This is a genomic window from Mesorhizobium sp. M0243 (assembly GCF_040321775.1).
Taxonomy (GTDB): Bacteria; Pseudomonadota; Alphaproteobacteria; order Rhizobiales; family Rhizobiaceae; genus Mesorhizobium.
Map to the genome: position 1 here is coordinate 24,955 of NZ_JAMYSF010000012.1, position 23,682 is coordinate 48,636.

25 protein-coding genes are annotated in these 23,682 nt (G+C 63.3%); 13 read left to right on the top strand and 12 right to left on the bottom strand.

Going from position 1 to position 23,682, the window contains the following annotated elements:
- Positions 1–105 precede the first annotated feature (105 nt).
- Positions 106–789 (bottom strand): response regulator, encoded by a 684-nt coding sequence (locus NKJ11_RS17255; protein WP_023812226.1) that lies wholly within the window; start codon positions 787–789, stop codon positions 106–108.
- Positions 790–964: 175 nt separating this feature from the next.
- On the opposite strand from NKJ11_RS17255, the gene NKJ11_RS17260 reads away from it, so the two are divergent.
- From NKJ11_RS17260 to NKJ11_RS17270, 3 genes are read left to right on the top strand one after another with little or no spacing between them, the layout of a single operon-like run.
- Positions 965–1,660 (top strand): fumarylacetoacetate hydrolase family protein, encoded by a 696-nt coding sequence (locus NKJ11_RS17260; RefSeq protein WP_023812228.1) that lies wholly within the window; start codon positions 965–967, stop codon positions 1,658–1,660.
- Between the two features lie 4 nt (positions 1,661–1,664).
- Positions 1,665–2,315 carry a maleylacetoacetate isomerase gene (gene maiA, locus NKJ11_RS17265; RefSeq protein ID WP_023812229.1) on the top strand — a complete coding sequence of 217 codons (651 nt, stop codon included), beginning with the start codon at positions 1,665–1,667 and terminating at the stop codon, positions 2,313–2,315.
- Complete coding sequence (locus NKJ11_RS17270) at positions 2,305–2,778, top strand: DUF4262 domain-containing protein (protein ID WP_023812230.1); 474 nt, start codon at positions 2,305–2,307, stop codon at positions 2,776–2,778. Before maiA ends, NKJ11_RS17270 begins: the two co-directional genes overlap by 11 nt.
- 2 nt (positions 2,779–2,780) lie before the next feature.
- Here the strand turns inward: NKJ11_RS17270 and NKJ11_RS17275 are convergent, their stop codons facing one another.
- Entirely contained in the window at positions 2,781–4,022 is a 1,242-nt protein-coding gene (locus NKJ11_RS17275; RefSeq protein ID WP_023812231.1) for an MFS transporter, read from the bottom strand.
- Positions 4,023–4,121: 99 nt separating this feature from the next.
- On the opposite strand from NKJ11_RS17275, the gene NKJ11_RS17280 reads away from it, so the two are divergent.
- The gene (locus NKJ11_RS17280) at positions 4,122–4,583 is read left to right on the top strand and encodes a winged helix-turn-helix transcriptional regulator (RefSeq protein WP_023812232.1); all 462 of its coding nucleotides are present in this window, start codon (positions 4,122–4,124) and stop codon (positions 4,581–4,583) included.
- Positions 4,584–4,681: 98 nt separating this feature from the next.
- Entirely contained in the window at positions 4,682–5,722 is a 1,041-nt protein-coding gene (locus NKJ11_RS17285) for a zinc-dependent alcohol dehydrogenase family protein (protein WP_023812233.1), read from the top strand.
- 18 nt (positions 5,723–5,740) lie between these two features.
- On the opposite strand, the gene NKJ11_RS17290 is transcribed toward NKJ11_RS17285, so the two are convergent.
- Positions 5,741–6,631 (bottom strand): DMT family transporter, encoded by an 891-nt coding sequence (locus NKJ11_RS17290; RefSeq protein WP_023812234.1) that lies wholly within the window; start codon positions 6,629–6,631, stop codon positions 5,741–5,743.
- A gap of 104 nt (positions 6,632–6,735) precedes the next feature.
- Between NKJ11_RS17290 and NKJ11_RS17295 the strand changes: the two genes are divergently transcribed.
- Together NKJ11_RS17295 and cml are read left to right on the top strand one after the other, a co-directional pair.
- Positions 6,736–8,139, top strand: coding sequence for an aminotransferase-like domain-containing protein (locus NKJ11_RS17295; protein ID WP_023812235.1), 1,404 nt, complete (start codon positions 6,736–6,738; stop codon positions 8,137–8,139).
- Between the two features lie 232 nt (positions 8,140–8,371).
- The gene (gene cml, locus NKJ11_RS17300; protein ID WP_023812236.1) at positions 8,372–9,568 is read left to right on the top strand and encodes a CmlA/FloR family chloramphenicol efflux MFS transporter; all 1,197 of its coding nucleotides are present in this window, start codon (positions 8,372–8,374) and stop codon (positions 9,566–9,568) included.
- Positions 9,569–9,617: 49 nt separating this feature from the next.
- Here cml and NKJ11_RS17305 read toward each other — a convergent pair whose 3' ends face one another.
- Positions 9,618–10,304: a LysR family transcriptional regulator gene (locus tag NKJ11_RS17305; protein WP_352793831.1), complete on the bottom strand. Its 687-nt coding sequence runs from the start codon at positions 10,302–10,304 to the stop codon at positions 9,618–9,620.
- A 127-nt stretch (positions 10,305–10,431) separates the two neighbouring features.
- Between NKJ11_RS17305 and NKJ11_RS17310 the strand changes: the two genes are divergently transcribed.
- Positions 10,432–11,904 carry an MFS transporter gene (locus tag NKJ11_RS17310; RefSeq protein WP_352793832.1) on the top strand — a complete coding sequence of 491 codons (1,473 nt, stop codon included), beginning with the start codon at positions 10,432–10,434 and terminating at the stop codon, positions 11,902–11,904.
- A gap of 25 nt (positions 11,905–11,929) precedes the next feature.
- Here the strand turns inward: NKJ11_RS17310 and NKJ11_RS17315 are convergent, their stop codons facing one another.
- From NKJ11_RS17315 to NKJ11_RS17325, 3 genes are all read right to left on the bottom strand, one after another.
- Positions 11,930–12,427, bottom strand: a complete 498-nt coding sequence (locus tag NKJ11_RS17315; protein WP_023812239.1) for a MaoC family dehydratase — start codon at positions 12,425–12,427, stop codon at positions 11,930–11,932.
- Between the two features lie 192 nt (positions 12,428–12,619).
- Positions 12,620–13,048, bottom strand: coding sequence for a phasin family protein (locus NKJ11_RS17320; protein WP_128303992.1), 429 nt, complete (start codon positions 13,046–13,048; stop codon positions 12,620–12,622).
- A gap of 110 nt (positions 13,049–13,158) precedes the next feature.
- Complete coding sequence (locus tag NKJ11_RS17325; protein WP_128303991.1) at positions 13,159–14,454, bottom strand: DUF445 domain-containing protein; 1,296 nt, start codon at positions 14,452–14,454, stop codon at positions 13,159–13,161.
- Between the two features lie 276 nt (positions 14,455–14,730).
- Between NKJ11_RS17325 and rirA the strand changes: the two genes are divergently transcribed.
- Positions 14,731–15,192, top strand: coding sequence for an iron-responsive transcriptional regulator RirA (rirA, locus tag NKJ11_RS17330; protein WP_023812242.1), 462 nt, complete (start codon positions 14,731–14,733; stop codon positions 15,190–15,192).
- 34 nt (positions 15,193–15,226) lie between these two features.
- Here the strand turns inward: rirA and NKJ11_RS17335 are convergent, their stop codons facing one another.
- From NKJ11_RS17335 to hemP, 5 genes are read right to left on the bottom strand one after another with little or no spacing between them, the layout of a single operon-like run.
- On the bottom strand, positions 15,227–16,015 hold the full coding sequence (locus tag NKJ11_RS17335; RefSeq protein ID WP_352793833.1) for a heme ABC transporter ATP-binding protein: 789 nt from the start codon (positions 16,013–16,015) through the stop codon (positions 15,227–15,229).
- A 6-nt stretch (positions 16,016–16,021) separates the two neighbouring features.
- The gene (locus NKJ11_RS17340; protein WP_352793834.1) at positions 16,022–17,119 is read right to left on the bottom strand and encodes a FecCD family ABC transporter permease; all 1,098 of its coding nucleotides are present in this window, start codon (positions 17,117–17,119) and stop codon (positions 16,022–16,024) included.
- A gap of 11 nt (positions 17,120–17,130) precedes the next feature.
- Entirely contained in the window at positions 17,131–18,039 is a 909-nt protein-coding gene (locus NKJ11_RS17345; protein WP_352793835.1) for a heme/hemin ABC transporter substrate-binding protein, read from the bottom strand.
- A 10-nt stretch (positions 18,040–18,049) separates the two neighbouring features.
- A complete protein-coding gene (locus NKJ11_RS17350; protein ID WP_352793836.1) occupies positions 18,050–19,111 on the bottom strand; it encodes a hemin-degrading factor in 1,062 nt (353 codons plus the stop codon).
- Between the two features lie 23 nt (positions 19,112–19,134).
- Positions 19,135–19,341, bottom strand: a complete 207-nt coding sequence (gene hemP / locus NKJ11_RS17355) for a hemin uptake protein HemP (RefSeq protein WP_023757683.1) — start codon at positions 19,339–19,341, stop codon at positions 19,135–19,137.
- A 198-nt stretch (positions 19,342–19,539) separates the two neighbouring features.
- On the opposite strand from hemP, the gene NKJ11_RS17360 reads away from it, so the two are divergent.
- From NKJ11_RS17360 to hmuQ, 4 genes are all read left to right on the top strand, one after another.
- Positions 19,540–21,750: a TonB-dependent hemoglobin/transferrin/lactoferrin family receptor gene (locus NKJ11_RS17360; protein WP_128303987.1), complete on the top strand. Its 2,211-nt coding sequence runs from the start codon at positions 19,540–19,542 to the stop codon at positions 21,748–21,750.
- A gap of 5 nt (positions 21,751–21,755) precedes the next feature.
- Complete coding sequence (locus tag NKJ11_RS17365; RefSeq protein ID WP_023812248.1) at positions 21,756–22,199, top strand: hypothetical protein; 444 nt, start codon at positions 21,756–21,758, stop codon at positions 22,197–22,199.
- Between the two features lie 91 nt (positions 22,200–22,290).
- Positions 22,291–23,304: an energy transducer TonB gene (locus NKJ11_RS17370; RefSeq protein ID WP_352793837.1), complete on the top strand. Its 1,014-nt coding sequence runs from the start codon at positions 22,291–22,293 to the stop codon at positions 23,302–23,304.
- A gap of 60 nt (positions 23,305–23,364) precedes the next feature.
- Positions 23,365–23,679: a heme-degrading protein HmuQ gene (gene hmuQ / locus NKJ11_RS17375; protein WP_352793879.1), complete on the top strand. Its 315-nt coding sequence runs from the start codon at positions 23,365–23,367 to the stop codon at positions 23,677–23,679.
- Positions 23,680–23,682 lie beyond the last annotated feature (3 nt).

Sequence of the window (23,682 nt, forward strand, 5' to 3'; positions counted from 1 at the left end):
TTGTTGCGATTTTCGAATTACGGTGACAGTGCACTTTTACCACGTTCGCCCAGCCAGTGTTGAGCGTGGTGGTGACAACCCTACTTGGATGAGGGACGGCGAGCCTCAAAACCCAGCCTGATCCCGAAACAGCTCCGCATTGTCCAGCTTCGAAACCTCGATCACCGCCTGCGTGCGGCTGTAGACATTGAGCTTGCGCAATATCTCCGAGACATGCGCTTTCACGGTGGTCTCTCCCACCTGCAGCTCGTAGGCGATCTGCTTGTTGAGCAGGCCCTGGCGCAGCATCTGCAGCACGCGCAGTTGCTGGGGCGTCAGCGTCGACAGGCGCTGCACCATGTCGGCGCGGTCGACGCTTTCAGCGTCGGGTGTGCGGCCTTCATAAGTTTCCGGCACATAGATCGCGCCTTCCATCACCGAGCGTATGGCGGCGGCGAGGTCGCTCTTGCGCGCCGATTTCGGGATAAAGCCGGCGACACCATAGGACAGCGCCTCGGAAATGATCTTCGGCTCCTCATAGCCCGAGACGATGACCACCGGCAGGCGCGGATAGCGGGTCCGGAGCTGCAGCAGGCCTTCAAAGCCATGCACGTCGGGCATGTTGAGGTCGAGCAGCGCGAGATCGAACGGCTTGGCGCCGGCCAGAAGGTCCAGCGCCTCGGTGATCGAGCGCGCCTCCACGGTGTCGACTTCCGGGTAGGCCATCTGCACGGCGCTGTGCAGCGCCTCGCGAAACAGCGGGTGATCGTCGATGATCAGGAACCGGGCGCGATCGTGGGTTGCGGTCATAGGGGTTCATTTCAGTTCGTGGGCGATTAGAATAGCCTCGTCAGCATGGCCAGATTATTGCCAAATAGTATATCGCCATCTCCGGCGGAAAGTGCCGCCGGCACTTTCTCGACCAAATCGCCTTGTCCAGGCCCCCAAATCGGTCGAATGTTCCGGCAACCAAGCAGAGACCCACATGACAGAATTCGTCCTTCCCTTGCCCGCAACCGCATCGGTGGCCATTGCGGGCTCGTCCGATCGTTTCGCGGTGCGCCGTATCTACTGCGTCGGCCGCAACTACGCGGCGCATGCCCGCGAATTCGGCAATGACGAGCGTGATCCGCCCTTCTTCTTTACCAAGCCGGCCGACGCGGTGGTCGATTCCGGCACCGCTATCCCCTACCCGCCGCTGACGGCCGATCTACACCACGAGATCGAATTGGTGGCTGCGATCGGCAAAGCCGGCTTCCGCATTGCCCGCGACAAGGCGCTGGACCACGTCTGGGGCTACGGCGTCGGCATCGACCTCACTCGCCGCGATCTGCAGGACGAGGCCAAGAAGGCCGCCCGTCCGTGGGACTGGTCGAAGGCCTTCGACCGCTCCGCGCCTTGCGGCCCGCTGATCCCCGCGGCGAAATCCGGCCACCCACAGAAGGGCCGCATCTGGCTCGCCGTCAACGGCAAGGTCAGGCAGGATGCCGACCTCGCTGAACTGATCTGGCCAATATCGGATATCGTGTCGATCTGCAGCGAGGCGATGGAGCTCGAGCCCGGCGACCTGATCTTCACCGGTACGCCGGCAGGCGTCGGCGCGGTTGGCCCCGGCGACACGATGACCGGCGGCGTCGACGGCATCGGCACCATCGAAGTGACCATCGGCCAGCCGAAGTGAGCGCATGAGCGGCCTCGTCCTGCATAATTACTACCGTTCCTCCACCTCCTACCGGGTGCGGATCGCGCTGGAGATGAAGGGGCTGAGCTACGACTATGTCCCGCATCATCTGCGCCATGGCGAACATCTGGAACCAGCCTATCTCGCGGTCAATCCGCAAGGCCTGGTGCCGGCGCTGGTGCTCGGCGACGGCACGCTGCTGACGCAATCGCTGGCGATCATCGAGTTCCTCGACGAGACCAAACCGGAACCACCGCTGCTGCCGAAGGACCCGGCCGGCCGGGCACGCGTGAGAATGCTGGCGCAGATGATCGCCTGCGACATCCACCCGGTGAACAATCTGCGCGTGCTGACCTCGCTGCGCACGCTGTTCGGCGCCGGCGACGAAGACATCGCCAACTGGTTCCGCCATTGGGTGAACGAGGGCTTTCAGCCGCTTGAAAAGATCATGGCGTCGGCGGCGGAGAGGGGTACATTCTGCCATGGCGACGCGCCGGGCCTGGCCGACATCTGCCTCGCCGCGCAGATTGCCAGCAACGCCCGCTTCGGCGTCGACTTGACCCCCTACCCGACGATCGCGCGCATCAATGCCGCCTGCATGGCGCTGCCGGCCTTCCAGAAAGCCGCGCCCCGGAACCAGATCGATGCCGAGTAGAAAAGCCACCGACCCAGGTGAAGCCAAGGCGCTGGCCGATATAGAGGCTTATGGCTGCCACATCTTGCATGTGCTGGAGGAAGGCGACGATCCGCCTTTCACCTATTCGGTTGGAATAGAGCACAACTTCAAGGCGCCGGAACTCATCGTCATCGGCCTGAAGCCGGAAATCTCCCAGTTCATCATCAACGAGTATTGCAGCCGCGTCCGCTCCGGCGAGGTTTTCCAACCAGGGCAGCGATCGTCCGGTTTTATCGAAGGTTTCGACTGTCAATTCGGCGCCGTTCATATCGAACACTATCGCGAGCATTTCGGCTGGGACCTCTGGTTCTACGACGGCCTGGATTTCGGTGTTCTCCAGCTGATCTATCCCACTGTGGACGGCATCTGGCCGTGGCAGGCCGAGGCGAGCGACTGGTTCCGAGCCTGGCAGCCGCTTCTCGACACCGCGCCGTGGCCATAGGCTTATCTGCCGACGCGCAGCGTCAACGCCCAGAACAGCAGCGCCAACAGGCCGATGCCGGCGCCAAGCACACAGACGCCATTCCAGCCCATTGCACCATAAGCCATGGTCGAGGCGATGGAGCCCAGGGCGCTGCCGACCGAGTAGAAGATCATGTAGCCGCCAACCAGTCGGCTGCGCGCATCCGGCCGCCGGGCGAAGATCAGGCTCTGGTTGGTGACGTGGACGGCCTGGATCGCCAGATCCAGCATGACTATGCCGGCGACGAGCAACCACAGAGACATGCCCATGAAGGCGATCGGCAGCCAAGCCGCCATCATCAGCAGCAGGCTGAGGCCGGTGACCAACTGGCCGCATCCACGATCGACGAGGCCGCCGGTCCAGCGCGCACCGAGCGCGCCGGCGACGCCCGCAAGGCCGAAAAGCCCGATCTCGGTATGCGAAAGTGAAAATGGCGCGACGCTGAACGGCAGTACCAGCGGCGCCCACAGCACGTTGAAGCTGGCGAAGATCAGCATGGCCAGCACCGCCCGCACGCGCAGCAGCGGCTCCTGCGCGAACAGCAGCAGCACCGAAGCGAGCAGGCGTGGATAGGATGTGCGTGGCCGCTCCGCCTCGTGGCGCGGCAGGATCAGGTAGAGAACCATCGCCATGACGAGCGTCAACATGGCCGAGACAAGATAAACCCAGCGCCAGCCGGCGAAATCGGCGACGACCCCCGAAGCGAAGCGGGCAAGCAGGATGCCCAGGATGACGCCGCTGGTGACGGTGCCGACCGCCCGCCCCCGCTCCGATGCTACAGCGAGGTCGGCAGCGAAGGCGACCAGCACCTGCACCACCACCGCCAGCAGCCCGACGACCGCGAGGCTCGCCAGCAGCATCGCCGCGTTGGGCGCGATCCCGACCGCCACCAGCGCCACGGCAGACAGAATCGCCTGCCCGGCAATCAGCTTGCGGCGATCGAACAGGTCGCCCAGCGGCACGATGAAGAACAGGCCGAGCCCATAGCCGATCTGCGTGACCGTCACCACGATGCCGACCGAGGCCGGCGCGATAGCAAAATCATGCGCTATGGCGTCGAGCAGCGGATGAGCGAAATAGATATTGGCGACGCTCAGGCCGCAGGCGATGGCGAAGATCAGCGCGGTCAATCGTGACAATCCCGTAGGCGGCGGCGCCACCCGATGCGGCCCATCGGATTGCTCGAGGCTTGTTGCACCGCTGTTCGCCACCTGCATGTTCATGTCTCTCTCCACAAAAGGTTTCAACTTGAAACCTCTTGCTGGATAGGCGGAACAGTTTTATGTTGCAACCGAAATTAGAGCATTGGACCGACGACTGCCATGGTGAAACGAACGAGCCACCACGAAGCGGATTGCTTCATAGCGCGACCACTGGACGCGATTGGCGACTGGTGGTCGCTGCTCATCGTGCGTGACGCCTTCGACGGCTTGCGGCGCTTCGGCGAATTCCAGAAGAGCCTCGGCGTCGCCAAGAACATCCTGTCGTCGCGGCTGCGCAATCTTGTCGCGCATGGCATCCTCGAAACGGTCCCGGCGCCCGACGGCAGCGCGCATCATGAATATGTGCTGACGCAAAAGGGACGCGGCCTGTTCTATGTCCTGGTTGCCCTGCGGCAATGGGGCGAAACCTACTTCGCCGGACCGGGCGAACCCTATACCTTCATGGTCGACAATCTCACCAGCCGGCCGATCAAGCGACTGGAAGTACATGCCGAGGACGGGCGGCAGCTTGCCCCCGGCGAAACCCGGCTTGCCGACTTTCGCAACCGCGGAACCGGTTAAGAGCTGCTGCCTGCCAACAGGCCTGGCGGAATCGATTTCTGCTCGACCAGACAGGGAATCGGCTATCGTTTCCTGCAGCACAGAGGGTGGAGTGACCGATGAAAGCCGTCGTCTTCGAGAAATTCGGCGAAGCGCCGAGGATCCAGACCGTTCCTGATCCGAAGCCGGCCGCTGATGGCGTCGTCATCAAGGTCGAGGCGACCGGTCTGTGCCGCAGCGACTGGCATGGCTGGATGGGTCATGACGACGGCATCACGCTGCCGCATGTGCCGGGCCACGAGCTGGCCGGCGTCGTTGTTGCCGCCGGCAAGCAGGTCACCCGCTGGAAAGCCGGCGAGCGCGTCACCGTGCCGTTCGCCGTCGGCTGCGGCCGCTGCTTCGAGTGCAATTCGGGCAATCACCAGGTCTGCGAACACCAGACACAGCCTGGCTTCACCGGCTGGGGCTCGTTCGCCGAATATGTCGCCATCGAACACGCCGATACCAATCTCGTGCGCTTGCCCGACGAGATGGAATTCGCCACCGCCGCCAGCCTCGGCTGCCGCTTCGTCACCTCGTTTCGAGCCATCGTCGACCAGGGCCGGGTGAAGCCGGGCGAATGGGTCGCGGTGCATGGCTGCGGCGGCGTCGGCCTGTCGGCGATCATGATCGCCAGTTCAATGGGCGCCAATGTCATCGCCATCGATCTCACCGACGAGAAACTGGATTTCGCCAAAAAGATCGGCGCCGTCGCCACCATCAATGCATCCACGACACCGAACGTGGTCAAGGCGGTCAAGCAGATCACCAATGGCGGCGCGCACATGTCGATGGACGCGCTCGGCCACCCCACCACCTCGTTCAATTCGATATCCAATCTGCGCCGGCGCGGCCGCCATGTGCAGGTCGGCCTGATGCTGGGCGAGCATGCCCGGCCGCAGGTGCCGATGGACAAGGTGATCGCCTTTGAACTCGAAATCCTCGGCAGCCACGGCATGCAGGCCTACCGCTACCAGGCGATGATGGACATGATCCGCAACGGCAAGCTGAAGCCCGAACTGCTGGTCGGCAAGAGGATCAGCCTCGACGAGGCGCCCGCGGCCCTGATGGCGATGGGCGGCTTCGAGGGCATTGGTATTGGGGTGGTCACGAAGTTTTAGGCGAGGACGGTACCGTCGTCAGGCGATCGCGCGTCGTGGCAATTCCTGCTTCGCGAATCGCTTGGCGCCGACGACGCAAAGCACGACGCCAAGCGTGACGACCACCATCAGCGGGCTGACCTGCTCGTGCAGCAGCGTCGCTGCCAGTGCCAGTCCGAAAAATGGCTGCAGCAGCTGCAACTGCCCGACCGCGGCGATGCCGCCTTGCGCCAGCCCGCGATACCAGAACACGAAGCCGATCAGCATGCTGAACAGCGAGACATAGGCAAGCCCTATCCACGCACTGACGCCGACGCCGTCGAACGACGGCGGCATGGTCATCAGCGTCAGCACCAGCATGATCGGCAGCGACAGCACCAGCGCCCAGCAGATCACTTGCCAGCCGCCAAGCTTGCGTGACAGCGCGGCACCCTCGGCATAGCCCAGACCGCAGGCGATGATGGCGGCCAGCATCAAACCATCACCCACCGGCGAGGCCGTCACGCCCTGCGTCAGGGCAAAACCCGCGACCAGCGCGCTGCCGATGCATGAAAACAGCCAGAACGCCGGGCGCGGCCGATCGCCGCCGCGCAGCACGCCGAAAATCGCAGTGGCCAGCGGCAGCAGGCCGACGAAGATGATGGAATGGGCCGTGGTGACGTGCTTGAGCGCCAGTGCGGTCAGCAAGGGAAAGCCGACCACCACGCCAAGCGCGACGATCACCAGCGACAGCAGGTCGCCGCGCTCCGGACGCTTTTGCCGAAACAGGAGCAGCAGTGCCAGGCCAAGCAGTCCGGCAATCGCCGCTCGGGCCGAAGTCAGGAATGTCGGATCGAAATCCCTGACCGCCACGCGCGTTGCCGGCAGCGAGCCGCTGAAGATCAACACGCCGATGAATCCATTCATCCAGCCGCTCGCGGTCTTGTCCATCGTATGCTCCGTTTGTCGGCTCCGTATCGCGCGGAGCCGGTAGTATCGCCAGAGACAATGCGGTACAATTACACACAACTGTCATGCTTAGAAGAGCAGTACGGATGGACAAACAGACAACAGGAAGCGAGAGCAGCGGAACGCTGGTCGAAGGCGTCATGGCGACGATCCGCCAGCGGATCGCGGCGCGCAGCCTGACGCCGGGAGCGCAATTGCCGTCGATCCGCACCTTTGCCAAATCCATGCGAGTGTCCAAATCCACCGTGGTCGAAGCCTATGAGCGGCTCGCCGCCGAAGGTGCGATCCGCTCGCGGCCGGGCTCCGGATTCTATGCCGCCGGATCGCTGGCGCCGCTGTCGCTGGCCGAGATTGGTCCTCGCCTCGACCGCGCGGTCGACCCCCTCTGGATCTCACGCCAGTCCCTGGAGGCCGGCGACGACATGCTGAAACCCGGCTGCGGCTGGCTGCCGGCCTCGTGGATGCCGCAGGCAGGTCTGCGCCGGGCACTGCGCACGGTAGCGCGTGCCGACGATATCGCACTGGTCGATTACGGCACGCCGCTCGGCCTGCCACCGCTGCGGCAATTGCTGGCGCGGCGTATGGCCGGGCACGGCATCGAGGCCTCTCCCGGGCAGATCATGCTGACGGAATCAGGCACGCAGGCCATCGACCTGTTGTGCCGGTTCCTGATCGAGCCGGGCGACACCGTGCTGGTCGACGACCCCTGCTACTTCAACTTCCACGCTCTGTTGCGCGCCCACCGGGCCAAGGTCGTCAGTGTCCCCTACACGCCGTCGGGGCCGGATATCGATCTATTCGCGCAAGCGTTGGCCGAGCACCGGCCGCGCCTCTACATCACCAATTCCGCCATCCACAACCCGACCGGCGCGGTGCTGTCGCCAGTCACCGCCCATCGGCTGCTCAAGCTCGCCGACCAATCGGATCTGACCATCGTCGAAGACGACATCTTCGCCGATTTCGAACATGCGCCCGCCCCGAGGCTGGCGGCGTTCGATGGTCTCAACCGCGTTGTCCACATCGGCAGCTTCTCCAAAACGCTTTCGGCGTCGGTTCGCTGCGGCTTCATCGCTGCACCGCGCGACTGGATCGAGCCCCTGACCGACCTCAAGATCGCCACTACCTTCGGCGGCGGCCGGCTCGCGGCCGAACTGGTGCTGACGCTGCTCAAGGACGGCAGCTACCGCAAGCATATGGATTTGCTGCGCGCGAAGCTTGCCCGCGCCATGGGCGAGACCAGCGTTCGTCTGAAGGCGATCGGTATCTCACCCTGGATCGACCAGCCGGCCGGCCTGTTCCTGTGGTGCAGCCTGCCGGATGGCGTCGATGCGGCTGAAGTGGCCCGCCGCGCTTTGGCCGACAACATCGTGCTGGCGCCCGGCAACGCGTTCAGCCTGTCTGGAACGGCCAGCCGCTTCCTGCGCTTCAACGTCGCCCAATGCACGGACGAGCGGATTTTCACGGTGATCGAAGCTGCGATGGCGCGTTGATGCCCATCAAGCTGATCCTGTTGCCTGGGCAACCTTCGGCTGCTAGGGAACCGCGAGCGCACTCGAGAGAATGTCCGCGCAATCATTCCGGGATAGTGGTTATGGGAACCAGCAAGTCAGCAGACAAGTAGGCCGCAACAGCAGTTCGTTGTTGCGGCGGCCCGTCATTTCCCATTTTCAGTGAGAACGGCAGATCGCCGCCAAATGTAGCCATTTGAGCGGATGTTCAATCATGCCTTGTCCAAAAAACCCGACATGGACCACTTCCCTGCCAGCAGCCATGGTGCTGATGGCGCCCTTCGACATCCTGGCCTCGCTGGCCATGGATATCTACCTCCCGATCGTCCCGGCGATGCCGGGAATCCTCAAGACATCGCCTGATGTCATCCAGCTGACGCTGAGCCTCTACATGATCTGTCTTGGGCTCGGCCAAATCGTCTTCGGCCCGATTTCCGACAGGATCGGCAGGCGTCCGGTGCTGATCGGCGGCGCGCTTTTATTTGCAGGCGCTTCCGGCCTGCTCGCCTGCACCTCGCTGGCCATGGTGTTCGTCGCCTTGCGGGTCGTGCAGGCCATCGGTGCATCCGCCATTCTCGTTGCGACCTTTGCAACGGTTCGCGACGTTTATGCGCAGAGGCCTGAAAGTGCCGTCATCTACGGCCTGTTCAGTTCGATGCTGGCCTTCGTGCCGGCGTTGGGGCCGGTTGCCGGTGCATTGATCGCCGACAATCTCGGCTGGCGCGCGATCTTCCTGACGCTCGGCGGTCTGGCGGTAGCCGCCACCCTCAACGCATGGCCGAGATGGCATGAAACACGGCCCACCAATGGCAACGACAGGCGAATGGCGTTTCGTCCCATTCTCTCCAGCTTAGCCTTCTGGACCTATACGCTCGGCTTCAGCGCCGCCATGGGCGCCTTCTTCGTGTTCTTTTCGACAGCGCCACGGGTGCTCATGGATCGCGCCGGCTTTTCACAACTCGGTTTCAGCCTTGCCTTTGCCACCGCGGCACTGGTCATGATCGTGACCACCCGCTTCGCCAAAAGGTTCATTGCACACTGGGACATCGCGGGCAGCGTCGCGCGCGGCATGGCGATGTTGCTGCTCGGCGCGGCACTGCTGGCATTCGGACAGGTATTCGCGGCACCGTCCTTCGTCACATTCGTCGGCCCGATGTGGGTCATCGCCGTGGGCATCGTCTTCACTGTTTCGGTCACCGCGAACGGCGCACTCGAGGCCTTCGGCGATGTCGCGGGAACCGCCGTCGCGCTCTACTTCTGCATCCAGAGCCTTGTCGTCGGCATCCTCGGCACGCTGTTCATCATCCTGCTTGATGGAGACACGGCGTGGCCGCTGGTGGGCTACTGTTCGGTCATGGCGACGCTCACACTAAGCGCGCTGAGATATTTGCGGAAACGCCAAACCGAATAAACGGGACAGATGAGAAGCCTGGGCGATTGGCGCAGGCTTCTCATCGTTGTCAGCGAGACGCCGCGCAGATCTCCCGCACGCAGTCGCGCAGCCAGCGTTGCGCCGGATCGGCATCCAGGCGCGGGTGCCACAGCATGGAGATGGTGACCCCAGCCGTGGCAACAGGCAGGGCAAAACTGTGCATGCCGACGCGTGCGCCCTCGGTGTGCCGCTCCGGAACGCTGGCGATCAGGTCTGATGTGCGGGCCATGGCAAGGGCTGCCGAGAACCCGGACACCATGCACACGATTGTCCGCTGCAGCCCGAGCCGGTTCAAAGCCTCGTCGATCGGCCCTTTCTCGCGGCCACGCCGTGAAACGCTGATGTGCCGGCCTGCGGCATAGCGCTCTGGCGTCACCGTGCCCTCGCTCAACGGATGGCCCATTCGCACGGCGCCGATGAAGCGGTCGCGAAGCAATGCCTGGATGCGCACCTCCGGTCCGGTCTCGCCAGCGACGCCTATGTCCAGGTCGATCGCCACATCGCGCAGCTGTCGCAGTTCTTCCGCACGCGGCGTCGCCACCAAGCCGCGACCGGAGCGAACCAGCAGCGGATCGCCCGTCGCCTGGCGCAGCCGCGCCAGCGTCCGACTCATCGCCGAGGGGCTGAGGCGCAGGCGGTTGGCGGCGCGCGCCACGCTGCCTTCGGTCAGCAGGACGTCGAGAGCGAACAGCAGATTGAGATCGGGCGATGTCATCGGCGGATCATGGCATGATATGGCGCCAAACGCACGAGTAAGATGCAAACGCTGCGCCTTCCGCCACATCTGCCAAGGGACTAGATCTCCAGCAGTTCCGGTTATGGACTGATGGAAGGGGATCGCCGTGGCAATTGCCGAGCAAAATCTGGACGGGCGCGCATCGGCGCCGCCACGGATGCAATCCGCCCGCTGGGCGCTGGCAAGCCTGTCGCTCGCCACGCTGCTGTCGTCGTTGGGAACCAGCATTGCCAGCGTCGGGCTACCGTCGCTGATGCAGGATTTCGACGCGACGTTCCAGTCCGTGCAATGGGTGGTTCTGGCCTATCTGCTCGCCATCACCACACTGATCGTCAGCGCCGGACGGCTGGCCGACATGTTCGGGCGCAGGCCGTTGCTGCTTGGCGGCATCGCGCTGTTCACATCGGCATCGGTGCTCTGCGGCCTGGCGCCGACACTCTGGCTGCTGATTGCCGCACGCGCCGTGCAGGGACTTGGCGCGGCGCTGATGATGGCGCTGACGCTGGCCTTTGTCGCCGAAACCGTGATCAAAGACAGAATTGGCAGCGCCATGGGCCTGCTCGGCGCCATGTCCGCGATCGGCACGACACTTGGCCCTTCGCTCGGCGGCCTTTTGATCGCCGGCTTCGGCTGGCGAGCGATCTTCCTCGTCAATGTCCCGCTGGGTGTGCTCACCTTCGCTCTCGCCTGGCGTGCCCTGCCGGCACACAGCAAGACAGCGCAGCAGGTCGACCGAGGCACGTTCGATGTCGTGGGCACCGCCTTGCTGGCCTTGACGCTGGCCGCCTATGCACTGGCCATGACGTTTGGCCGAGGCAATTTCGGCGCACTCAACATCAGCCTGCTGATAGCTGCCGGCATCGGCGTGTTTCTCTTCGCCGCCGCGCAGGCGAGAGTGAAAAACCCCTTGATCCAGCTTGCCAGCTTCCGCGACCTCCAACTGAGCGCCAGTCTCGCCATGAGCCTCGTCGTCGCCACGGTGATGATGGCGACCCTGGTGGTGGCCCCGTTCTACCTGTCGCGAGGACTTGGGCTCGATGCCGCAATGGTCGGCCTCGCGCTGTCGACCGGGCCGCTCGTCTCGACCTTGTCGGCGCTGGTGGCCGGACGCCTGGCCGACCGCTTCGGCGCCCACAGGATGATGGTCGCAGGCCTGCTCAGCCTCGCGACAGGCACGTTCCTGCTGTCGCTCGCCGTGACCAGACTCGGCATTGCCGGCTATGTCGTTGCGATCACCGTCACCTGCATCGGCTATGCCCTGTTCCAGACATCCAACAATGCAGCCGTCATGACCGGTGTCGGCGCCGGCCAGCGCGGCGTCGTTTCCGGCCTGCTCAACCTTTCGCGCAATCTCGGGCTGATCACCGGCGCATCGGTGATGGGCGCCATATTCGCCGTCGCATCGGCCAAAGGGCAGGAAGGCATTGGACTTCTGAGTTCCGAGGCCGCAGCACGGGGAATGCAGGTCACATTTCAGACGGCCACGGTGCTGGCGCTGGCTGCACTGTTCCTCGCACTGCTCTCGGCCCGCGCCGAGTTCAAGCGGCAGAGGCTGGTGGAAGTATCACAAGACCTCTGATTTTGCGCTCCAGGTGAACAGCCTCTCACGCCCCTGCCCGCTTGCGGCGTTCATAAAGCATGACCAGCGTTTCGGCCATCAAAGCAGGCTTTTCCTCGCCTTCGATCTCGACCGTGTTGGCGGCCTTCATCAGATACTGGCCGGGGCCCCTGTCCTCCATGGACAGCAGCGTGATGCGCAGTCTGATGCGGGCACCGACCTTGACCGGTGCCAGGAAGCGTACCTTGTCGAAGCCATAATTGAAGGCGGCCTGCGTATTCTCGGGCACGATGCCCATGCCGAGCGCCAGTGCGCCGATGATCGACAGCGTCAGATAGCCATGCGCGATCGTCGTGCGGAACGGGCTTTGCCGCCGCGCCCTTTCAGGGTCGACATGAATCCATTGATGGTCGCCGGTGCATTCAGCGAACTGGTCGATGCGGTTCTGGTCGACCGTCGTCCACTCCGACACGCCGAGTTCCAGCCCGGCCATCGTCCTCAACTGCTCGTAGGTAGGCGGCGTTTTAGGCCGTATTTCGTTCATTCCTGGTTTCCCGATCGCTTCCAGAGCCTCCGGACCACGAACTGACGGCCTCTGTCAATTCGCTCTGCGCGAATCCGTTCCGTCGATTTCGGCCGCAATCGTGCCACGCCGCCGGCGCAGTCGCAGGTCAAATCGGGCTTTCCGGGCTTCAGGGCGCTGTCGGCAGCAATGAGCCGGCCCCGGCCACATCCGCTACTTCTTCTCGTAGCCGGCGCGGATTTCCTCCATCGCCTCCTTGATGCGGGTGCGCAGGATGTCGACCGATTCGGCACCGGATTTCTTGACCAGTTCAGCCACTTCGCCCGCATTCTTCAACGCGGCCTCGAAGGACTTCCTGGCAAACTCCCTCCGTTTGGCCATCAGTTCCTGCGGATTGCCCGGCGCCCTGTAGCTTTGCGCGATATCGGTGACCTCGCGCAGCGTATCCTGCAGCATCTCGCGCTGCCGGGACAACAGCGAGGTGGCGCCGGCGGCACCGGCTCGTGCCGATTTCTCCAGCGCTTCGATGTTCTTGCGATGATGGGCGAGGATCGCCTCGACATCGACATTGGGCACCTTCAGGTCGCGGCCGAACCTGCCGAACATGTCCATGAAAGAATCGGATTCCGGTTGTTTTGCCATGCTCGTTTGCTCCCCTTTGCCGCATGATGCGGGCACCCTCGGCGGGAGAATAGCACTCGCATGCCGCGAGTCCATGAACGCGGAGGAATGAGCGCCAATCGGGCCGCGCATCAATTCACGAGGAACAGCCGCTCGGCCACATAGAGCACGACACCGGCGAGGCCGCCGATGATCATGCCGTTGAAGCGGATGTATTGCAGGTCCTTGCCGATGTTCATCTCGATCAGCCGCGTCAGCTGGGCAAGGTCCCAGCGCTTGACCTGGTCGGCGATGAATGTCGACACGCCGGCCTTCTGGCTCTCCACGAACGACGCCAGCGCCACCACGAACCCCTGGTTCATGTCGGCCCGGATCTGCGCATCGCCGGCAAGATGGCGGCCGACCTCGACGAACATGTTGGCAAGATGCGCGCGGACAACCGAATTCGGCGCCTTGGCGTCCTGCTCGATGAACTGGCTGAGGCTTGCCCACATGTCGCCGGCCAATCCCCTGACTTCCGGCCGGGCCAGGAAATCGCGCTTCAGCTTCTCGGCACGTTTGGCGTATTGCTTCGATGTCCTCAGCTTTTCGATGAAGCCTTGAGCGAAATGGTCGAATTCGGCGCGCATCGGGTGATCGGGATCGGCCCTCACCTCGTCGAGCAGCGAACCGGCCGAGGCGACGATCTTCTTCAGGAGATAGGCGTCGGCGCGGAACAGGTTGAACAGCGACGGCAGTTCCTCGCGGATCTTCTCGCGCATCGTCGCCAGCGCCTGTTCGTCATTGAGGAACCTGCCGATCACCTTGGTGAACTCGTCGAACAGTTTCTGGTGGCGGCGGTCGTCGGTAAGCGCTGACAACAGCTCGGCGGCCAGCGGCGCCAGCGGCACCTTTTCAATCTGTTCGAGCATGCGGCTGGTGACGAAGCCGCGCAGGCCGGATTGCTCTATCGCCGCCAGCGTCTGCGGCACCAGCCGCACGACGAAGCGCGACAGGCCGGCGGCGCGCTCCGCATCGGCCAGCCAGTCGGCGACGAGTGCCGAGAAATCGACCTCGGCGAGCTTTTCACGCACCGGTTCAGGCGCCAGGAAGTTGACCTCGATGAAGCGGCCGAGATTGTCGGCGATGCGGTTCTGGTTCTCGGGTATGATGGCGGTGTGCGGGATCGGCAGCCCCAGAGGTCGCCTGAACAGCGCCACCACCGCGTACCAGTCGGCCAGCCCGCCGATGGTCGCCGCCTCGGCAAAGGCAGCGACGAAGCCGAGCCACGGGTGGATGTGCTCGAACGATTTGGCGAGCGCAAACACCGCCACGCAAAGCGCCAGCGCGGCGGCCGCGAGGAATTTCGTCCGCCGCAACGCGGAAAGCTTGGCATCCGCTTCGGCATCGAAACGGACCGGCGCCAGGGGCGAAGCCGATTGTGACATGGGTGAGCCGCTCCTCGTCGATCTCAGCCTATTTAGTGTTCCGAGCGCCGAAATACCCGCGACAGCGGGTTTCGTCCGGCATCTTCTCCGGCTGCGCACACAAAGTTGAGGAGAAAATTCATCTATCGCACGAAGCTAGTCTGGAATTATTCCAAGGTATAGGCCATATTCCGCCCGAGCCAATGTGGCGAATCCGGAAATTCGGGTCAAAGCCGCATCAGCAAGAATTTCCAGATCTGGCGTGGTTGCACCGCACCAGTGCCTTGTGAGGACAAAATGCGGCTTACGCGCCAGACCAATTATGCCATGCGCATCTTGATGTATTGCGCGGCCAATGATGACCGATTGAGCCGCATCCCGGAGATCGCGGCCGCGTATTCGGTGTCGGAGCTTTTCCTGTTCAAGATCCTGCAGCCCCTGGTCGAGCACGGCCTTGTCCAGACCGTGCGGGGCAGGAATGGCGGCGTCAAGCTTGGCCGTGCCGCCGAAGCCATCAGCCTGTTCGATGTCGTGCGCGTGACAGAAGAGAGCTTCGCCATGGCCGAATGCTTCGAGAACGATGCCGCCGAATGCCCGCTGGTCGACAGCTGCGCGCTGAACTCGGCGCTGCGCGAGGCGCTGAACGCGTTCTTCGCCGTGCTCGCCCGCTACACGATCGCCGATCTGGTAGCGGCGCGGCCGAATGTGCGCAACCTGCTCGGCATCGACATGTTGGAGCGCCGCGCCCCGGCTGCCTAGCCCAGCCAGGGGCGCGGGCTAGGTTTGCAATAAATTAAGCTGCTGACTGAGGCAGCACAAACGGCATATTGCCGGCCGGCAGCACGCCGACCCTGAGCCGGCAGTCGAACACTTTTTCGATCAGGTCATCGCTCAGCACATCCCGCGGCGACCCGGTGGCGGCTAGCCTGCCGCGGTGCATGACGAAGATCCGGTCGGCATACATGGCCGTCAGATTGAGGTCGTGCAGGATGGCGACCACGCCGCCGCCCCTTCTGGCGAAGTCGCGGGCAATGTTCATGATGATCAGCTGGTGCTTGATGTCGAGACTGGAAACCGGCTCGTCTAGGAACAGAAAGCGCGGCTTGCCGTCGAGCACTGGCGCCCAGACCTGGCACAGCACGCGCGCGAGCTGGACGCGCTGCTGCTCGCCGCCGGAAAGCTCCTGGTAGAAACGGCCGGCAAAGCCGTCGAGATCGACACGCGCCAATGCCCGTTCCGGCAGCCGCGAATCCTCGCCCGGCAAGACGCCTGAGCGGCCGCCGACAAGGCCAAGCTTAACCACTTCCCGCACGGTGAACGGGAACGACAGCGTCGTCGCCTGCGGCAGCACAGCGCGATGGACGGCCACCTCGACCGGCTTCATCGTCGAGAGATCTCGGCCGTTGAGGGCAACGCGCCCGGTATAGGCGAGTTCGCCGGAGAGCGCTTTGAGGAAGGTCGTCTTGCCCGAACCATTGGGGCCGACGATGGCGGCGATCTCGCCGGGCCGCGCGTGGAAATCGATACCGCTGACGATAGGCTTGCCGGCGATATCAACCGAAACATCCTTGGCCTCGATCATCAAGCCTCACAAATCAACCACGCCGCGCTTGCGCAGCAGGATCCAAAGGAAAAACGGCGCGCCCGCTATCGCGGTGACGATACCTATCGGCAGTTCGGCCGGCGCAACGATGGTGCGTGCGACCGCATCGGCCAGAAGCAGCAGCGAGGCACCGAGCAGCGCCGACGCCGGCAGCAGATAGCGATTGTCCGGACCAATCAGCAGGCGCAGCAGATGCGGCACCACGATGCCGACAAAGCCGATGCCGCCGCTAACGGCGACGGACGCTCCGACCGCGGCGGAGACGCCGATGATGGCCGTGTATTTCAGCCGCTGCACCGGAATGCCGAGATGGCCGGCGGTCGCCTCGCCCAGCGCCAGCGCGTTGAGGCCGCGTGCCAGGAATGGCATCGCCGCCAGCGCCAGCACGATGATCGGCCCGACGGAAGCAATCTTCGCCCAGGTCGCGCCGCCGAGCGATCCGAGTTGCCAGAAGGTCAGGTCGCGCAACTGGCGATCGTCGGCCATGAAGATGAGGATGCCGGTCAGCGCCATGGCGAGCGCCGCCAGCGCGATGCCCGCAAGCAGCATTGTGGCAACCGAGGTTTGCCCCCGCCGCGTCGCGACCTGATAAAGCACCAGCGTGGTGGCGAGCCCGCCACAGAAGGCCGCCAGCGGCAATGCGAGCGTGCCGAGCAAGACGGTCACCGGAGCCAATATCGTGGCGCCGAGCACGATGACGGCAACCGCGCCGAGGCTGGAGCCGGCCGAGACGCCGATCAGGCCGGGGTCGGCCAGCGGATTGCGGAACAGTCCCTGCATGACCGCGCCGGAGACCGCGAGCGCCGCGCCGACCAGCATGCCGAGAATGATGCGCGGCAGGCGGATGTCGTAGACAATCAGGCTGTCGCGGGCACTCACCGCGGCGTCATCAGGCACTGTGCCGAACAGCCAGTCGCCAATGACGTTGACGGCCGAAGCGTCCGAAGCCCCCGATGTCAGCGACAGAAAAATGGCAGCCGCGAGCCCCAGGCACAGCAGAAGGATGACGATGCGGGCGCGGCCCGACCGGTCGCCTTCGGATACGCTTGCCATCACCGGGCCGGCGATCGATTGATCGACCATGATCCGCCCGTTCAGTCCGTGACCTGCCCGCCATAAAGCGAGACAGCGAGGTCGTGGATGGCATCGGCCGTGCGTGGCCCGAAGCCGAGCAGATAGGCACCGTCGATGCGGATCAGCTTGCGCGCCGTTCCGGCCGGCGTCGAGGCGATCGACGGATTGCCGAACAGTTCGTCGTCCGACACCGGAGGCCCGGCATTGCTCATCATCAGGACCACGTCCGGTCTGGCGGTTATGATCGCCTCGTCGGACATTTGCTTGTAGCCGGAAAAGCCCTCGACCGCGTTGACGCCGCCAGCCAGCTTGACCATACCGTCGGCCGCGGTCTCGCTGCCGGCCGCCAGGATCTTGCCGCCCTGTATCGACAGCACGAACAGGATGCGCTTGCGCTCCTTGATCGACGCTGTCTGCTTCTCAGCTGCCGTAAGCTTGGCATCGAGCTCCCCGGCGAGCACCTCGGCCTTGGCGTCGACGCCGAGCGCCTTGCCGACGATACGGACCTTTTCGAGGATGCCTTCGTGGCTATAGTGCTCGGGCACTTCGATGAACGGGACGCTCGTCTTCTTCAAGACATCGACGGCTTGCTTGGGACCGCTGCCATGCAGCGCCAGGATGCCGGTCGGGTTAACCGACAGCACCCCCTCCGGCGACAGCGCGCGCATGTAGCCGACATCGGGCAGCTCAAGCGCCGGCTTTGGGTACCGGCTGGTGGAATCGCGAGCCACCAGATGCTTTTCCTCGCCGAGCGCATAGACGATCTCGGTAATCGAGCCGCCAACGGCCACGATTTTCGAAGGATCGGCAAACACGGCCGTGCCTTCCATGGCGCTGGCGGATTGCAGTGCGATAACAGCTATGGAGAGACCGATCACCGGCCCGAAAATAGATCCGCGCACGGTCGACAATCTTGGGAAAAAACGCATCGCATTTTCCTCAGGCTGCGGTCGGGTTTGGGATGCGCGGCAGGTTTTCCGCCAGGAAGCGCCAGTCGTCCCGCTCGCTTTCGCCTTCATGACGCTTGCCGAAGAACTGGATGAACATCTTGCCGTCGACGTCATAGACCTCAAGCGAGGTGACATGACCGTCCTTGGTCGGCTTGCGCACCGCCCAGACCTCCTGGATGTGGTCGGTCCGCAAATGCAGGTGGAAGGTTTCGTCCAGCACGTTGATCCATGGCCCCATCGGCTTGATCGACTTGATCGGACCGGAATGGATCTGGATACAGCCGCGGTTTCCCACAAAGCACATGATCGGCATCTCGCCCTCCGCAGCGTGATGAAACATGGCACGGACGGCATCATTGTCGAGCTGCCAGGCATAGTCTTGCCCGACCAGGCGGACCGCCTGCCGGCGGCTGAGCTTCAGCGTCTTCAGCATGCCGAAGAACTGGTGCACGTCGGTGAGCCGGCTCCAGCGGTCGCGCAGGTCGTCGAGGTTGGCGGCCGTTTCGTCGCCATGGATCTCGTCATCGGGGAGTGGTCCTGAAATGTCGACCGTCGGCTCCTGATTGGACGATTCGAGCGCGGCAACCAGTTTCTGATAGGCATAGAGGCTGGAGGCCGGACGCAAATGCACCTTGTGCACGGCCTCGCCCGCCGCATCGAAAAACTGCAGGCTGCGGCTGATTTCGTCGCCGTCTCGCTTCTCGACGGCAAAGCCGTGTGCCCAGACCTTCGGGAAGATGCGCAGGTCGATGTTTTCGCCAAGCACCATGGCATTGTGGTTGCCGGTGACGACCTTGTCATAGACGCCGATCTTTTCGTGCACCGCGCTTTCATTGCGGGTCAGCGCCATGACCTCGCCGACGGCTTCGAGACCGGTCAAAAGATCGTTGACGCGTGGCTCGACGCGGACGACGCCGTCGCCGCAGTGGGCTGCGACCAGCTCGGCCTCCGAAATGCCGAGCTGGGCGGCGAGATCACGCTCGCGCGTCTTCGGATTGTCTGTCCGTGCCCGCCGGATTTCATGCGGGGCGGGTTTTACGCGCTGGTCCATGTCTTGGTCCCTGTGGCCTTGCCTTACTTGTTGAGAATGAGCTTGCCCTGGCGGGTGATCTTCAGCCGGTAGAGCGCGCCATGATGCTCGATGCCGATCTCGTGCTCGCCCTGGAACAGGGTGTTGCTAGACAGGGTTCGCACCGCCAGCGGAACCCGGTCGAAACGGGCGGAGGCATCGTCGGAGCGGCGGACGCGATAGCGAAAATCGTTGGGATTGTGGGTGTTCATCTGGATGGATCCCTTTCCTGTGCCGGGCGTCTGGCTAGGCGTTGCGTAATCCGATTCATTTCTTGACTTGAATAATCATGTTTACTAGTCAGTGCAATACCGGATTAAATGAATCAACATTTAAGACCCCGGACATGATCAAAAATGCCAGCCAGCCCCGGGCCAGCCAGCATGAAACCTGGACTTTGGAGTTGGGGCATGGGGTTTGTGACTTGGGAATGGCGCGGCCGGTCGGCGGCGAACGGCGCAGCGGCTTTGCTGGCAAGCGTGGCGGCGATCGCCTTGTCGGCGCAGCTGGCCAACGCTCAGCAGGCGGCGCAGCCGGCGGACCAGCAGACAGATCAAACGAAGAAGGCCGACGAAGAAAAGGCGGCACAAGCGGGCGCAACGCTGCTCGACAAGATCCTCGTCATCAGCCGCACCGGCGAAACGGCGATCGAATCGCTGGCATCGACCAGCCATGTCGGCCAGGAACAGCTCGACCGCCGCATGGCGACGACGCCGAACGAGATGCTGCTCGGCGTGCCCGGCGTCGCCGCGCAGGCCGACGCCAGGCGTGTCAGCACCAGCATCAACATCCGCGGATTGCAGGATTTCGGCCGCGTCGCGGTGATCGTCGACGGCGCGCGCCAGAATTTCCAGCGCTCAGACCACGGCACGCAGTCGACCTTCTACATCGACCCCGAACTCGTCAAATCCGTCGACGTGATCCGCGGTCCTGTCGCCAACACCTACGGCTCGGGCGCCATCGGCGGCGTTGTCTTCTTCGATACCAAGGACGCCGAGGATTTCCTCAAGCCGGAAGAAACATGGGCCGGCTCCGTCACGGGACGCTATGAGAGCAACGGCAAGGGCTGGACAACAAGCGCATCCGGTGCCTACCGCCTCAACGAGAACTGGGATGTGCTCGGCAACATCGTCTACCGCAACTATGACGACTACAAGGATGGCGGTGGCGACACGGTCAAGGGCACGGGCTTCGATGTGCTGAGCGGTCTGCTCAAGACCACCATCCGCCCGACCGACAACAGCGAACTGAAGCTCGGTTGGGTCGGCTCAAGCGACGGCTGGAACGAGATCAGCGGCGGCGTGCCGGTCAATGAGGTCGACCTGAAGTCGAACACCTTCACCGCCCGCTACAACATTACGGATGAGGACAAGAGCTGGCTCGATCTCCATATCAACACCTCCTACAACAAGACCAATCTCGATCTGACCAGCCTCGTGCCTCTCAACCGGTTTGATCCGAGCACCGGCCTTCCCGTTGTTTTGCCGGCTGGCTCGACATCGACATTCGACATCGGCACGACCAGCATCGACATTTGGAACACGTCCAGATTCGAGACTGCCGCCATCGCGCACGAACTGACCTATGGCGGCGACTGGGCCGGCGATAACGTCGAGACCGGCGGCACGGCCGGTGGCGACAGCTTCTATACGCCTTCCGGTAAGCGGAACGTCTCCGGCGCCTATGTCCAGGACAAGCTCACCTGGGAGTGGCTCGAAGTCATCGCCGGGCTGCGTTACGACAATTACAGCCTCAAGGATGACACACACGAAACGTCGGGGGACCGGTTGTCGCCGCGCATCACCGTCGGCGTCTCGCCTTTCGACAGCGCCAGCCTTGCCGGCCTGCAATTCTACGGCACCTATGCGGAAGGATACCGGTCACCCTCCCTGTCGGAAACACTGATCAGCGGTCGCCATCCGGCGGGTGTCACCTTCCCGTTCCTGCCCAATCCCAATCTGCGGCCGGAAACCGGAAAGACCGTCGAATTCGGCGTCAACTACAAGCAGAATGACATCCTCGAAGCCGGCGATGCGCTGCGCATCAAGGCAGCCTATTTCAACAACGATGTCGAAGACTACATCGATGGCGTTACCCTGTCGCGGTTTGACCCGACAGCCGGCTGCCCGAGCGGACCCGGTATCCCGATATGCTTCCAGTACCAGAATTTTGCCAAGGCCAAGATCGACGGCTTCGAACTTGAGGGCGTCTATGATGCCGGATGGGGCTATGCCGGGCTTTCGGCCTCAATCACCAATGGTCATACCATTTCCTACAAGGACGTTCGGGCCGACCTGCTGACCATCCCCTCATCCCAGGTCACCGCGCAGCTCGGCTTACGCTTCCTCGAGGACAAGCTGACCGTGGGCGGCGAAGTGCAATACAATGGCAAGCCCAAGGGCAATCCGATCGCCGAGGACTACACGCTGGTCAATGCTTTTGCCAGCTACCAGGCGACGGACAATTTGAAGATTGATTTCCGCGCCGACAATCTGTTCGATGTCAAATACGCCAACCCGCTCAACCTGACCACGGCCGGCCAGCCGCCGCAGCCGGTCTTCGCGGCCTACGAGCCCGGCGTCACTCTGAAGCTGGCGGCGACGATGCGATTTGGAGGCTGATGACCATGACGAGCTTGATGACATCCCTTCGTCTGCTGACCTCGATGCTGGCGATGTCGCTTGCGATGGTTCCGGCGTGGGCACAAGAGTCCGCGCCGGTCCCCGCACTCACCCTAGAACTCAATGGTGCGCAACCTTCCGACAAGGGTTGCCGCCTGACGTTCGTGGTCAACAACAATCTCGGCGCCGACCTGTCCAAGGCTGCGTTCGAGATCGCCTTGTTCAACGAGGCAGGCGTCGTCGACCGGCTGACCGTGCTCGATTTCAAGGAATTGCCGGCGGGCAAGACCAAGGTGACGCGTTTCGATCTGGCCGGCACCGAGTGCTCGAAAGTCAGCCGCGTGCTGATCAACAGCGCGACCGAATGCACCGGTACCGGCGTCGAACCGAACGCCTGCATGCGCAAGCTGAAGACGGACACCAAGACCGGGATCGCTTTCGGCGTCTGAGGTGGGACTGCATCCCGCATTCCTGCAAAACAATGCGGCGTGGCCAGTTGCCGGCCACTGCCGACTGCCGCTGCGAGCGAACGATCTTGATTTGACAATTCTGCTCTTGTCGCTGCAGGTCTCGCGGCGAGACATGCAGGATATCAGTCCCCTCCCCGAAGCCAGCGCCGAGCTGGCGATAGAGCCAACCGAGCCGCTCGCGCTGCCGCGGCCATCGGCCTGGAACCGCAAGTGGACGGCGGCGATCGTCGTCTCCTGCCTGCTCCATGCCGCGGTGGCAGCGGCCTTTCTGATCTCCCCTACGGGGATTTCCAGTTTCCAAGATGCCGAGCAGCCGGAAGGCAGTGAACAGTCGGGCACCAACGTGGTCGGCAGCGCGCTGGACAAGGACCCGACGGCAATAAACGTTGCACTGGTGCCGAACCCGCAACCCGCCACACCACAGCCAGCAACGCCGCCCAAGCCAACGCCGCCAACAGAGCCTTCGCAACCCGCGAAGGACGCAGAAAAGCCGCTCAAGCCTTTGCCGGAACCTGCCAAACAGCAGACGGTGACGCCCGACATATTGGTGGCCGGCGCCCCTCGCCCCGATGACCAGAGCGTGGCTCCCAAGGCCGAAACGCCGGCGCAGCCGACCGTGCAGGCCGAGAGCGCCGAAGTGCCTGTCGCCGTTCCAGAGCAGCCACCGATCCCCAGCGCCAGGCCAACGTCGGCAGCTGCCCCTTCAAAGACGGCGGATGAGAAGCGCGGCACGGCGAATGGCGAGGACCGGTCGGCGCAAGCAGCCAGCAAGGGCAAAAGGCAAAAAGAGGCAGGCACGGCCGCGGAAGACAACTACCGCGGCGATGTTTTTAGAAAACTCGGCAGCGTCAATCGCACCCTCCCGCCTTCCCTACAGCTGGCGGCACGCAACAATGCGGTTGTCACATTCGTCATAGGCAGGAAGGGCAACATAAACGAGTTGCGCATCCTGGAGACCTCAGGGTCGGCGGCTTTCGATCAGGCGGCGCTTGGCATTGTCCGCAAGGCAGCCCCCTTCCCTCCAATTCCACCACAGGCAGCAAGCGCAAATTTGGAGTTCGAGACCGAAATCGGCCCATTTTGAATGTGCGCAGAACAAACGCTGCAGCCGCCAATCATCAACATCCGCACGAAAGGAACCGCCATGTACATCGCCATGAACCGCTTCAAGGTGCAGACCGGCTCGGAGAACGATTTCGAAGCCGTGTGGAAGAACCGCGATTCCAGCCTCGCTGAGATGAAGGGTTTCCGGGAATTCCACCTGCTGCGTGGCCCGGCCAACGAGACCGAAGGCTACACGCTGTTTGCGTCGCACACGGTGTGGGCGAGCCACGAGGATTTCATCGCCTGGACCAAGTCGGAGAATTTCCGCGCCGCCCATCGAAATGTCGGCACGACAAAGGTCCACTATCTCGGCCACCCCCAGTTCGAGGGCTTTTCGGTCGTCGAAGGCGCTTAAATA